Source organism: Variovorax sp. Root434 (genome assembly GCF_001426595.1).
Classification (GTDB): Bacteria; Pseudomonadota; Gammaproteobacteria; order Burkholderiales; family Burkholderiaceae_C; genus Variovorax.
The window spans coordinates 432029-445161 of the sequence record NZ_LMEK01000001.1 but is presented as its reverse complement, the minus strand read 5'-3'; the positions used below and the strand labels follow the sequence as shown (position 1 = coordinate 445161).

Below are 13133 nucleotides of genomic sequence, written 5' to 3'. Positions count from 1 at the left end.
GGGGGCCGGGTCCGCTCAGAAGGCCCAGGCGCCCAGCTGGTAGTAGTCGAAGCCGCTGCTGCGTCCGCCGAGGCAGCCTGCGAGGAAGTCCTCGGCGTGGCGATACATCGCAAGATTGTTGGTCCATTTCTGGTTGCCGTGGCCGTCTCCCTGGAAGCTCACGAACTCGACCTTTTTGCCCACGCCGCGCAAGGCCGCCACCATGCGCTCGGATTGATCGAACTTCACGCGCGGGTCGTTCACGCCATGCATGACGAGCATCGGCGCGCGCACCTTGGCGACATGGTTGATCGGTGACTTGGCATCCATGACCTTTCGCTGTGCCGGGTCAGCCGGATCGCCCACATAGCGCTTCCACCAAGGCATGCCCAGCGACCAGTAGGCGGGCGCGTTCTCGAGGAGCCGCGACAGGTCGGACATGCCCACCACGTCGACTGCGCAGGCGAAGGTCTCGGGCGTCATCGTGGCGCCCACGAGCGCCGAATAACCGCCGTAGCTCGCGCCGTAGATGGCCACCCGCGCCGGATCGGCCACACCCTGCGCCACCGCCCAGCGCACGCCGTCGATCAGGTCGTCATGCATCCTGCCGGCGAATTCACCGACGGCCTTTTCCATGAAGGCGCGGCCGTAGCCGCTGGACCCGCGGTAGTTCACTTGCAGCACTGCATAGCCTCGATTGGCGAGAAACTGTTGCACGCTCCGGTTGGTGCCTTGGTAGGTCCACACATCGCGCGCCCAGGGACCGCCGTGAACCAGCAGCACCATCGGCAGCGCGCGAGCCTGCACGCCCGGCGGCAGCGTGAGGTAGCCATGGATCTGCAGACCGTCGCGCGCAGCGTAGGCAACCGGCCGGGTCGGCGCTAGCGACGAAGCAAGGCCACTGGTGTTGCTTTCGCCGAGCAGCACGGGCGCCGTGGAGGAACCGCCGAGCAGGTAGTACTTCCAGCCGCGGTCGGTGCCGACGCTGACGGTCATGGTCTGTTCGTCATCGGCCATGCTGGTCACATGGACCGCCGCAGGTTCGCCGCCTGCCAGGGGCTCGAGCCGCGCCGCAAGTGCAGTGTCGAAAAACCTGTTGCGTGGATGGCCCGGCATCGAATAGGCCGCGAGCGGCGTATTGCTGCGGGGGCTCATCAGCACCTGCTCGATGTCGACCTCCGCATCCTGGTAGACCACTTCCTCGGCGCCCGATTCGAGATCGATGCGCACCAGGGCCTCCTTGTCGCGCCCGCGGCTCGAGACCGCCCATGCGGTGTTCGTCCCGGGCACGAAATCCGCGATCCACCAGCCTTCCTCCTTCTGCCAGCGCAGCGTCGTGCGCCATGCGTCGCCGTCGGGCACCTGCAGGTACCGGTCTTCGCCGTCTTGCACCGTACGTGCGCGCAGGCGGCCATCGCGGTCCGTCGACCAGCTCGTGACGTTGCCCGGATTCTGCGCAACGAGCACCCTTGTGCCCTTGGCGGGGTCGATCCGGTAGAGGTCGAACACTTTCTTGTCGCGCGCGTTTGAGAACACGAGAACCTCGGAACTGTTCTCGATGCGCCGCTGGATCCGCGAACGAGTGCCTTTGAACGGCGTCAGGTCCGCTGGCTGAGCTTGGCCGCTCACCATATCGACGGCAAACACATGCGTGTCTTCGTCGCCCGCAGGGTCCACCGTCAGGAAAAGAAAGCGGCTGTCCCCCGACCAGACGATGGATTGCACACGCAGCGGAATCGACCGCATTTCGCCGCTAGCCAATGCCTTCACCCACACGGCCGGTTTCAATCCGCTGACGCCTTTCCAGGCGAGCGACGCGCCGTCGGGCGACACGCGATAGAGGCTCGTACCTTCCAGGTTCGCGACGAACTCGCGCACCGGAATCAACGGCGGCAAAACCTGGTCCTGCAGCGCCGGATGCGTCGGCGCGATCGCGCAGCCTCCCAGCAGGCCCGCCAGGATGACCGCGATCAAAATTCTCAGTGTCACGAGATCTTCTCCTTGTTGGATGCCGCATTGTGGGCAGGCCAACCTTTGGCTTTCCCAAAGGTGCGCGCGCCACAATGCAAAGCCATGCACATCCTGCTCATCGAAGACGATCTCGACCTCGGGCGCGCGCTCCAGGCCAGCCTCAAGGTCGAGCACTTCACCAGCGAGTGGGTGCGCCGCGCCGCGGATGCGCCGCATGCCATCGATGCCGAGCGGGTCGACTGCGTGCTGCTCGACCTGAACCTGCCCGATGCCAGCGGCTTCGACCTGCTGCGGCGCTGGCGGCGCAGCGGCGTTCGGGTACCGGTCATCGTGATCACCGCGCGCTCCTCCATCGACGACCGCTTGGCCGGCCTCGACGGCGGCGCGGACGATTTCGTCATCAAGCCTTTCGACACCGCTGAACTCGTGGCACGCGTGCGCGCCGTAGTGCGGCGCAGCGCGCAGCAAGCCAGCGAGCACTGGACCGTGGGCGCGCTGGAGATCGAGCCGGGCCGGCGCCAAGCGAAGCTGCAGGGCGCGCCGCTGGCGCTCTCGCCGCGCGAATTCCAGCTGCTCATGGAACTGGCGCGCGAACCCGGTGCCGTGGTGGCCAAAGATGTGCTGTCGCAACGCCTCGAACCGCTGGGCGATCCGGTCGACTTTGCCGCCATCGAAGTGCATGTTTCCAACCTGCGCAAGAAGATCGGCACCGAGCGCGTACGTACCGTGCGCGGCGTCGGCTATCTGCTCGAACCATGACCCCCGCACAGCCGCCCGAAGGGGCTCGCTCCCTGGCTCCGGCGAGCGCGCGGCATGCGCTGTGGCGGCACCTGTCCGAGCCGTCGCTTGTTCGGCGCGGCACCTGGTCGACGCTGCTCGTCTTCCTGCTGATCTGGATTGCGCTGCTGGGCTACCTCTATGCCGAGAATCGCCAGTACCTCGCCGAGGCCCCCGGGCTCAAGCAGTTCGGCGATGCCTTGCTGGTAGCGCTGGACGAAATGCCGGATCCGGCACACGCACGCGCCGTGATGGCCGCCACCGAACGCTGGACCGCGATCCGCCGCACCCAGGACAAACGCCTGGGCGGGGTCGTGCTCTACGAACTGCGCGACAGCCATGATCGCCGCGTCTTCGCGTCCGAGGGGTGGCCGTGGACGGCCACCGCCGCTGCGTCCGAGGCACCCGGCGCATCCGCCACTGACTGGGCGGAACTCTACTGGCGCTACGACCGGACCAGCGCGCACTGGCGCTTGCAGATCCTCAATCCGCGCCGGACCGGCAGCGCCTTCCTGCGCTACAACGCCGGCTTTATCCTGCCCTATCTGCTGGTGGCCTTTCCGTTCGTCCTGCTGGCCGTCTGGCTCACGGTACGGGCCAGCCTGCGTCCGCTTCAGCAGTTGGCGCGGCACATTGAAGAGCGCCCAAGCGACGACCTGAACGCCGTCGGCGTGCCGGCGCGCTACCGCGAACTGAAGCCACTGGTGCAGGCGCTCGACGCCCTCTTGTCGCGCCTGCGCGGCACGGTGCAGCGCGAGCGCGCGTTCGTGCAAGACGCGGCCCACGAGATCCGGACGCCGCTGGCGGTGATCAACGCGCAGGCCCATGTGCTCGCGCACGCGCAGAACCCCGCAGAGCGCGCCCTGGCCGAGAGGCAGTTGAACCAGGCCATCGCGCGGACTTCGCACCTGGCTCGGCAACTGCTCGAGTTGGCTGCGCTGGACCACGCCGGCCCGCGCAGTGCAACCCGCGTCGACGTGGCGCATTGGCTGCGCGCGCTGCTGGGCCCAGCCGCCCAGACTGCGATGCGCGAAGGGCGCGAACTGTCACTCGATGCGCCGGACGCCCTGTCCTGCCGCATCGACCTGGGCGCGCTGGAGTCGATCGTCCAGAACCTCGTCGACAACGCCTTGCGCCATGGCGTGCCGGGCAGCATGGTCGCTGTGGACCTGTGCGATATCGAGGGGCAACTCCTGCTCGAAGTGCGCGACGACGGCCCCGGCATCGCGGCCTCGCAGCGCGAACATGTCTTCGAGCGCTTCCACCGGGGCACCGAGCCGCGCGCCAGCGGCGCCGGCCTCGGCCTGGCGATCGCGCGACAGGCCGCGCTGCGCCTGGACGGCAGCGTCGAGATCATCGACGGGCTGCAGGGGCGTGGCGTGGGGTTCCGTGTCCGCCTGCCACGGGCGGGCGACCAGCAGACGCCGTGAACCACGCCGCTACCATCACGCGATGAGCCGCACCACCTCTCCATGCCAGCAATGCGGCGCCTGCTGCGCCAGCTACCGCGTCGACTTCAGCGTCCATGAGCTCGACGACAACGGCGGCAAGGTGCCTTCGGGCCTTGCCGTCGAGGTGAACGACGCCATCTGCCGCATGCGCGGCACCGACCACACGCCCATGCGGTGCGCAGCGCTCACCGGCAAGATCGGCCAGGCGGTGGGCTGCGGCATCTACGAATGGCGCCCCAATCCGTGCCACGAGCTGCAGGCCGGCAGCGACGCCTGCGAGCGGGCGCGCGCCCGGCACGGACTGCCCGTACTGTCGTCGCTTCCTTGACGGCTTCAACTCGTCACATAAGGTGTTGGAAATAACCGACACCACGACCGCTCGCCGGGCGCTAACTTCGCGCCATGCGTTCAAAGCAACCCCGCCCCCGAATCTGGGACATCTCGCCGCCCGTGCATGAAGGCACGCCGGTGTTTCCCGGCGACACGCCCTACCAGCAGCGCTGGGCGGCGACCATCTCGCCGGACTGCCCGGTCAACGTCAGCGAGATCAAGCTCTCGCCCCACGTCGGCGCGCACGCCGATGCGCCGCTGCACTACGACCCTGCAGGCCAGACCATCGGCAACGTCGACCTCACGCCCTTCCTCGGCCCCTGCCGCGTGATCCATGCGATCGACAAGGGCCCGCTGATCGAATGGGAGCACATCGCCCACGCCGTTGACAGCAGCCTGCCGCAGCGCGTGCTGGTGCGCACCTACACCGCCATGCCGGTGGACCGATGGGACCCTCGGCTTGCCGCCTACGCCCCCGCCACCGTCGAGCGCCTCGCGGCCATGGGCGTGAAGCTCATCGGCATCGACACCGCCAGCATCGACCCGGCCGACAGCAAGACGCTGGAAAGCCACCAACGCATCCGCCGCCTCGACCTGCGCGTGCTCGAGAACCTCGTGCTCGACGACGTGCCCGAAGGCGACTACGAACTCATCGCGCTGCCGCTCAAGCTGGTCAGCGCCGATGCCTCCCCCGTTCGCGCCGTGCTGCGCGAACTCCCTCGCTGAAACCTCCACCATGACGACTCTTGCAGATTGCCGCGCGCTAGACGCGCAAGACCCGCTGCGCGCCTTGCGCGACCAATTCACCATTCCCGAGGGCGTGCTCTACCTCGACGGCAACTCGCTCGGCGTGATGCCCAAGGCCGCTCCCGCACGCATCGCCGAAGTCGTGACCAAGGAATGGGGCGAAGGCCTGATCCGCTCGTGGAACACCGCGAGCTGGTTCGACCTGCCGCAGCGTCTGGGCGACAAGGTGGCCCGCCTGATCGGCGCCGCGCCGGGCGAGGTGGTGTGCACCGACAGCACCTCGGTCAATCTCTACAAGGTGCTGTTCGCTGCGCTGTCGCAGCAGAAGGACAGCGGGCGCAAGCTGGTGGTGAGCGAACGCAGCAACTTTCCGACCGACCTCTACATCGCCGAATCGCTGTGCCGCGAGCGCGGTTTCACGCTCAAGCTGATCGATGCGAGCGAACTGCAAGGCCCGGATTCGGTGCTGACCGACGAAGTGGCCGTGCTGATGCTGACGCACGTGAACTACCGCACCGGCGCGATGCACGACATGAAAGCCGTCACCGCCGCCGCGCACGCCGCGGGCGCGCTCACGGTGTGGGACCTCGCGCACAGCGCGGGCGCGGTGCCGGTCGCACTGAACGAGAGCAACGCCGACTACGCGATCGGCTGCGGCTACAAGTACCTCAACGGCGGCCCCGGCGCACCGGCCTTCGCATGGGTGCACACCAAGCATGCGGGCCAGTTCGAGCAGCCGCTGTCGGGCTGGTGGGGCCACGCGGCGCCCTTCGAGTTCACGCCGCACTACCGCCCGGCTCCGGGCGTCGGCCGGTATCTCTGCGGCACGCAGCCGATCATCGCGCTCGCAGGCCTGGAATGCGGGCTCGACACCGTGCTCGCGGCCGAAGCCTTCAACGGCGATCACGGCGCGATGGCAGCGCTGCGCACCAAGTCGCTCGCACTGACCGATCTCTTCATCAAGCTGGTGGAAGAACGCTGCGCCGGCCAGGGCGTCTCGCTCATCACCCCACGTGAGCACGCCCAACGCGGCTCGCAGGTCTGCCTGAGCCGTGAAGAAGGCGCCTACGCCATCGTGCAGGCGTTGATCGCGCGCGGCGTCATCGGCGACTACCGTGCCGGCGACTCGCAAATGCCCGACATCCTGCGCTTCGGCTTCACGCCGCTGTACATCGGCTTCGAGGACGTGTGGAACTCGGTCGAGCACCTCGTGCAGGTGCTCGAGACGGGCGAGTGGAAGCGCGAAGAGTTCAACCGCAAGAACGCCGTCACCTGAGCGGCGCCGCATCATGAAACACGCATTGTTCGCTCTTTCCGCCACGCTGCTGATGGCGGCAGCCCCCGCCCTTGCACAGCAGCCGAACTTCACGCTGCCGCAACTGAAGGCCTTCGTCGTCCTGTCGCCCGACGCCTTCCGCCAGGAGATCAAGCGCCAGGGCTTCTCGTATGCCGACAAGACCGTGACCGACGAGGTCAGCATGATCGAGTACGAGAAGTTCGTCGACGGCCAGACCACGCATCTCATGAAGTCCACCTATGTGGAAAGCCGCGGCAGCGAGAACAGCATCCAGCTCTCGCTGACCGACAAGGCCGCCTTCGATCGCCTCGTGAAAGAGGTGCGCGACGCCGGCTACGCGCCGGCCGAGAAGGGCCGCATCCCGGGCGGCGAAACCTACCAGCAGTTCAAGCGCAAGGACGAAGCCGTGCGCTTCGTCTACCCCAGGAAAGAGTCCGGCATGGGCCTCCCCTCCTACACCGCCGTGGTCTGGCGATGACCACCAACCAGCAAAACATCATGAGCACCGAAAAAATCGTCCACGAAGAAAAGGCGCAACTGGACTTCAGCAAGTCCATGAGCTACGGCGACTACCTGCACCTCGACGAGATCCTCAACGCCCAGCACCCGCTTTCGCCCGCACATGACGAAATGCTGTTCATCGTGCAGCACCAGACCAGCGAGCTCTGGATGAAGCTGATGCTGCACGAGCTGCACGCAGCCATCGGCTGCATCGCCGACGAGAAGCTGGCCGACGCCTTCAAGATGCTCGCGCGCGTGAGCCGCATCATGGAACAGCTGGTGAGCGCATGGACCGTGCTCTCGACCATGACGCCGCCCGAGTACACGGCCATGCGCCCCTACCTCGCCAACTCCAGCGGCTTCCAGAGCGCGCAGTACCGCTGCATCGAGTTCGCGCTCGGCAACAAGAACGCCGCCATGCTCAAGCCGCACGCGCACCGTGCCGACCTGCTGGCGCAGGTCGATGCGGCCTATCGCGCGCCTTCGCTGTACGACGAGTCGCTGCGCCTGCTGGCGCGCCGTGGCCTGCCGGTGCCCGCCGACAGGCTCGAACGCGACTGGACACAGCCCTACGAGGCGAGCGACGGCGTCGAAGCCGCGTGGCTCACGGTCTACCGGAACCCGCACGATCACTGGGACCTGTACCAGCTCGGCGAAAAGCTCACCGACCTCGAAGATGCGTTCCGCCTCTGGCGCTTCCGCCACGTGACGACGGTGGAGCGTGTGATCGGCTTCAAGCGTGGCACCGGCGGCACAGGCGGCGTGAGCTACCTGCGCAAGATGCTCGACGTGGTGCTGTTTCCCGAAATCTGGAAGCTGCGCACCGATCTGTAGCCGGCAAGACAGCACAGGCGCCCGCTATCCAAGCGCAGTCAATGCGTTCTCGACCCAGTCGAAACCGACTCTTTCCTGTTCCAGACGCAGATGCCTGCCCAAGCGGTTATCGCGCAAGTCGTCATAGAGCGCCTGCTCCTCCGGCCGAAGGCGTAACAGCTCGCGCCAGGTCGGCGTCGCTTCGTCGCCCCATTGCATCTTGAATGTCATCAGGGTCGCACGGTCCATCAGGAACGACTCGACGTGATCGAAGCGAGCGCGCAGTTGATCGAGAATCGCGAAGCCGTGCGTGTCGATATCACCCCAGTAATGAATGGCGCAACGCGCAAGCCAGGGAACATCGCTCAACATCTCGAAACCATAGCCGGAGCCGAAGATGACGATGCTTCCCTTGATGGCAGGAAAAGCGAGGAAGTTGATCTCGTTCTCGGTCACAAAGACACGCGAGCAGCCCAGGTCCCACCGTGCAAAGCCTGGCGCATCCACTGTGATGTCCTGCGCAGGACAAGCCGCGCGCGACGCTAGTTCTGGGTCCAGGATACGGAACCGGACTCGGGATGGCTTGCCGAGAAAGCCATACCGCCGCACGAATTCGCCTGCGCCAGTCGCGGTCTTGTCTATGGCTTCGGGCGCAAGGGTGATGTCCAGCAATTCCATGAGAGTGCCGCGATGCGTCTCCATGAACTTGCTGTGCACGCCCGGAATGTCCACCTGCCGCAAGTACAGGCCAGGCCGAGGGTGCCTCTGCAGCCAGGCAACGATCTCCAGAAATCGAGACCACTGACTCTCCACCTCCAGCACCCGCAGCGGACGCCTGGCAAGCCACGGCAATAGCAAAGGCTGGCTGGCGCGCGTGAGTTCGATCAAGGCCGCAAAGCGAACAGCCTCCTTCTGCTTTCCAACCAGTGCAAGCGCCTGGTCCAGGCTGTCGACCCAGACCTCGGCAGGAATCGCGTTGGCCCCCAGGACGCGATGTCTGAACTCCCGCATGACGATGCGGTAGCCCGTCGCAGCACGGAGATCTCGGCTCCAATCGCGCACTTCATCGAAATGATCTGTCATTTCAGCCGACGTCGGGTCTTTCAACGCCAACCGTCTTGGAAACAAGCTCTCGCCAGTGACCAGGCGTGCAAGCAGGTCACCTCGATCCCACAGTTTCAGTAGTTGATCCCGCAAGTCGGAGGGTCGCGTCCAGTTCATCCTGCCGCCTTCGCTTTTTCCGCATGATATTCGTCGATGGAAAGATTGCGCAGTCTCGAGGATCGGCCTTCCTCGTTGTGGACGAAACCCACACTAGAGACAAATGGTTCGATGATGTGGATCTTCTGCAGGGGCGTCACGATCAACAATTGCAGGTTGAGCTGCGCGAACAGGCGCAGCCCGTATTGCGCCGATTCGTCGGAACCACGCCCGAAAGCCTCGTCGATCACAACAAAACGGAAGGTACGAGACTTCACCTCTCCCCACTCCAGGCCGAACTGATAGGCCAGACTCGCCGCCAGGATGGTGTACGCGAGCTTTTCCTTTTGACCACCCGACTTCCCACCAGAATCGGAATAGTGCTCGTGTTCAGTCCCGTCTTCGCGCCAACGCTCGCTGGCGGCGAACACGAACCAGTTGCGCACGTCGGTCACCTTGCCGGTCCAGCGGCGGTCTTGTTCGGAGAGCCCTTCGCGCCCTCGCAATCTTTCGATGATGTGTTTGACCTGCAAAAACTTGGCTTCCGAGTATTGGGCGTCGTCGGACCCGGTGAGGGTGCCTTCGGTGCATGCTCGCAACTCGGTCTGGAAGTCGCGCACATCGACATCCAGCGCCGGCTGCGCTTCGAGCACGATGTAGCGGCCTGCGTTGTAGTCGATCTGCGTCAGCGACTCGTTGATGCGAGCAATTCGGTCCTTGATGGTTTCGCGCTCGCGGTCGAGCTGGGATTTGAAGTTCGCGACTTCGCGAATGGTGTTCTCGTTGAGCAGTTCCTTGAACTTCGCCTCGAAGCGCGGCAAGTCGTCTGCCTGAAGGCTGCTCAACATTTCCCTGTATTCGGATGCAGCTTCGACATTCGCATCGACCTCGGCAGTTTCGAGCTTGTAGGCATCCTTGTAAGCGGCCATGGCCTGGATGATCTTGTCTCGCAACCTCTTGAGCTTGAGGTCTTCGGCATCAATCTTCGCCTGAAGCCAGTCACGCATCTCACGTTCGCGGTTGTCGCATGACTCGACGGTGAGTTGATGTTCGCCCAAAGCTTCGGCCCGCGTACCCTCAAGGCGTTCGAAATTCATGGCGTGCAGGCTTAGGGAGGGATCATCCAGCAAGACCTGGGTTTGTGCATGCTGGGCCTCTGCATCGACTTTCTTCTGTTCGGTCTTGGAGCGTTTGTCGCGGTGACCTTCGAGTTCCATTTCGGTTTTTTCAAGGGCTTCGAGAAGCTCTTGCAGTTGCGAAGCCAGGGTCTTCAACATATCGGAAGCGGACTCCAATGCCGCCTTGTCTTGCTCCAGCCTCGCCACATCCTTGGCGAGCGACTGCCAGTCCAACTCGCCAAAATTGTCATAGACATCGAGCCTGGACAATGCATCCCATCGCAGTTTGAGCGCGCTCTGCTCGCCCATCAGTCCGGCAACGATGCCTGCCTCGTCCGCCAACCGCTTCTCCAGCGATCTGAGTTTGGTCTCCAGCGCGGCGATCTTGGCCGTGTTGGTCCAGCCAAGAACGTAGCGGCTGCGCTCGTCAAGTCGATACCGGTCATCCTTCTCATGCCGCTCTCCCTTTGCCTTGATCTGCCCCGTGCGTGTGATGGCATGGGTTTCACGGCGAAATTGCTCTTGGGTCAAGCAACAGGCGACATCGAAGCGATGCGCGACCTCGCGCTCTAGCCAATCGTAGAAAGAGGAGTCAGGCTTGATCGATAGCTTGCGCGCCAGCGAGTCGCGATGCGGACCCGGCACGTCACCACGCTGTACGGCGCGGACACGGTAGTAGACGATACGCCCGCGAAGATGCGTTCTATCGACCCATTCGGATACGTCGGCATAGCTCCTGTCCGGCACCAGCAGCGACAGACCGAAGCTGCGCATCAAGCGCTCGGCTGCACCCTCCCATTCGCGCTCGTCGTCCCGGATCTGCAGCAACTCGCCTGCGAATGGCATGGCATCCTCGTCCAGACCCAGCGCCTCGCACAGGGTGGCGCGCATCGCGACCTGTTCGCCAGGGATATTGCTGCGTCGCGCTTTCAAACTTCGGATCTCGGCCGCCAACTCGTCGTGTTCCGACTTTCCCTGGCGCAGCCTCACCGCATGCTCGGTCAAATCGTTCTGCAACGCGGCCTCCCTCGCCTGGATCTCCTCCTTCATTCCGGCCAGGCTTTGGCGCTGCGTCAAGAAATCGGAAGCCGACTCCATGTGGAGCAGCCCCACCGAACGCGCCAACTCGTTGTAGTTCCTGGCCTTGACGCGCCGCCGCTCGACTTCGGCCTTCTTGCTGCGGATGGACTCGCTCAGTTGTTCCAGTCGATCGCCGCCGTTGTCGGAAATGCTCTGTCGAAGCTCTTTTTCCTGGATGCGTTGACCGCTACGCAGTTCCTCCCATCGCTGCACCTGAGCGTTCTGCCGCGCCCATTCTTCAGCCAGGGAAGCAATGCGCCTGTCGAGCAGTTCCAGTTTCAGCCCAGCAAAATAAGGCTTGAGCGCCTCTCGGCATACGCGCAGGTCGTCCGTCTGCTTGAGCAGATCCCCATGGCGGTCGCAGTCTTCAATCAGAGGCGTCAACAACTTCACCTGTTGCTTTGCCTTGAGTACGGCCGCATGCGCGCGGTTCAAATCTTCGAAGTGCCCGATCAATGCGGCGATGCGCGGCGCTACCTCGAAGGGCTCCAGCATGTGACTGCGCACGAAGTCCGTCAGGTTGCCCACCTGCTTCATCGACACGGTCTGATGAAACAGATCGAGCGCCTGCTCATTCTCAATGCCAAAGCGGCGGCGAAACCAGGCGCCGTACGGAGGAAAACTGGGAAGCACTTCAGCACCCGTGGCGCGCAGCTTCTTTCGCAGCGCAGAAATATCGGTGCCGAAGTTTGCAAAGTCCTTGGCAATGGACAGGTTCCCCTCCGCAGCGACGAAGAAACGCTCCGGTTGCCCCTGGGCGTCCTTCATCCAGAACACCTGTGCAAGCGTGACGGTCTGGTCGTAGCCCGCGTTGTGAAACACGCCGAGGATGACCGAGTAGCTGTTGTGACCGCGCAGCGCCACGGGTTTGGCCGCGCCGCTGCTTTCGTTGCGCTCCGATTTGTAATGCCCCAGCACGTAGGAGCGCAAGCTGCGCTCCTTGTTGTCTGCACCTGCAGCCTTGTTGTAGGCGACGCGGTGCGCCGGCACCAGCAATGTGGTCACGGCATCGACCAAGGTCGATTTTCCGGAACCGATATCACCGGTCAGCAAGGCATTGCGGCCGTCCGGATGAAGTGCCCACACACGCGCGTCGAAGGTGCCCCAGTTGAAGACTTCCAGCCTGTGCAACCGAAAGCCGGAAAGCGCATCGTCCGCAACGAAGTCCAGGCCGATGGTCTGTTCTTCATTCATCGGCTGCGCCCCCAGTCAGAAGTTGCAAGCGGTAACCAGCCAGTCGCGCGTCCAAGTCGGACAACCATTGCGCGTCGACAAAAGCCTTGAGGATGCGGCGAACCTCGAAGGCTGCAACTTGCCCGTCATGCGCGCCGCTGCCCGGCTTCAATCGGCGCAGAAAACCCAACTCCACGATCTTGGCCAGATAGCTCTCGAGCTGGTCCACGAGCTTGGCTTCGTTGCTGTGCTCAGGCAAGAACACCCTCATCAGTTCCACGATCTGGTCGCGCGAAAGAACGAGCCGTGTGTCGCCACCACCCGCATCGAACTCCGCCAGCTTCTTGCGCAGGAGTGCCAACAGCAGGCTCACCGGGAAGGACAGCGGACGCCTGACGATCAGCCTGGGCAACTTCGCGGCAGAGGGGTCCTCTGTTTCTTCGGCAAGACGTGTGCGAGAACGAAGAAAGGCGTAGCCTTCTGCATCGTCCAACACCAGCTCCAAACCCAGCACCGAGACATAGTCCCGGACGCGAGCCTGAAGGTTGTAGAGCGAACTCCACAATCCGCTGTCGACCTCGCGGTAGATCACGCCCCTCAGCAAAGGAATCACCACTGCCGACAGATCGTGCGTTGCGGCACCGGTGAGCGGCAACGGTATTTCAATGTTCTCGTCCATCCTCTTCGTCTCCCCTG

Annotated in this window: 11 protein-coding genes; 7 read left to right on the top strand and 4 right to left on the bottom strand. The window is 64.2% G+C overall.

What is annotated here, in order from left to right:
• Positions 1-15: 15 nt before the first annotated feature.
• Entirely contained in the window at positions 16-2124 is a 2109-nt protein-coding gene (locus ASD05_RS02040) for an alpha/beta hydrolase family protein (RefSeq protein ID WP_157609920.1), read from the bottom strand.
• Between ASD05_RS02040 and ASD05_RS02035 the strand changes: the two genes are divergently transcribed.
• The 7 genes from ASD05_RS02035 to kynA all read left to right on the top strand — a co-directional run bounded on the left by ASD05_RS02035 (position 2053) and on the right by kynA (position 7887).
• Positions 2053-2709, top strand: coding sequence for a response regulator transcription factor (locus ASD05_RS02035; RefSeq protein WP_056586909.1), 657 nt, complete (start codon positions 2053-2055; stop codon positions 2707-2709). The two genes, ASD05_RS02040 and ASD05_RS02035, sit on opposite strands and share 72 nt — an antisense overlap.
• Positions 2706-4157: a sensor histidine kinase gene (locus ASD05_RS02030; RefSeq protein ID WP_056586907.1), complete on the top strand. Its 1452-nt coding sequence runs from the start codon at positions 2706-2708 to the stop codon at positions 4155-4157. Before ASD05_RS02035 ends, ASD05_RS02030 begins: the two co-directional genes overlap by 4 nt.
• Before the next feature lie 22 nt (positions 4158-4179).
• A complete protein-coding gene (locus tag ASD05_RS02025) occupies positions 4180-4506 on the top strand; it encodes a YkgJ family cysteine cluster protein (protein WP_056586904.1) in 327 nt (108 codons plus the stop codon).
• A gap of 74 nt (positions 4507-4580) precedes the next feature.
• Positions 4581-5234, top strand: coding sequence for an arylformamidase (kynB, locus tag ASD05_RS02020; RefSeq protein WP_056586901.1), 654 nt, complete (start codon positions 4581-4583; stop codon positions 5232-5234).
• Positions 5235-5244: 10 nt separating this feature from the next.
• Positions 5245-6531 (top strand): kynureninase, encoded by a 1287-nt coding sequence (gene kynU, locus ASD05_RS02015; RefSeq protein WP_056586898.1) that lies wholly within the window; start codon positions 5245-5247, stop codon positions 6529-6531.
• Positions 6532-6544: 13 nt separating this feature from the next.
• A complete protein-coding gene (locus ASD05_RS02010) occupies positions 6545-7030 on the top strand; it encodes a hypothetical protein (RefSeq protein WP_056586895.1) in 486 nt (161 codons plus the stop codon).
• 20 nt (positions 7031-7050) lie between these two features.
• Positions 7051-7887 (top strand): tryptophan 2,3-dioxygenase, encoded by an 837-nt coding sequence (gene kynA / locus ASD05_RS02005; RefSeq protein WP_414930032.1) that lies wholly within the window; start codon positions 7051-7053, stop codon positions 7885-7887.
• Positions 7888-7911: 24 nt separating this feature from the next.
• On the opposite strand, the gene ASD05_RS02000 is transcribed toward kynA, so the two are convergent.
• Genes ASD05_RS02000 through ASD05_RS01990 form a run of 3 tightly spaced genes read right to left on the bottom strand, consistent with a single transcriptional unit; the run spans position 7912 to position 13116 of the window.
• Positions 7912-9087, bottom strand: coding sequence for a DUF3322 domain-containing protein (locus tag ASD05_RS02000; RefSeq protein WP_056586885.1), 1176 nt, complete (start codon positions 9085-9087; stop codon positions 7912-7914).
• The gene (locus tag ASD05_RS01995) at positions 9084-12458 is read right to left on the bottom strand and encodes an ATP-binding protein (protein WP_056586882.1); all 3375 of its coding nucleotides are present in this window, start codon (positions 12456-12458) and stop codon (positions 9084-9086) included. Before ASD05_RS01995 ends, ASD05_RS02000 begins: the two co-directional genes overlap by 4 nt.
• Positions 12451-13116: a DUF4194 domain-containing protein gene (locus tag ASD05_RS01990; RefSeq protein WP_056586879.1), complete on the bottom strand. Its 666-nt coding sequence runs from the start codon at positions 13114-13116 to the stop codon at positions 12451-12453. Before ASD05_RS01990 ends, ASD05_RS01995 begins: the two co-directional genes overlap by 8 nt.
• Positions 13117-13133 lie beyond the last annotated feature (17 nt).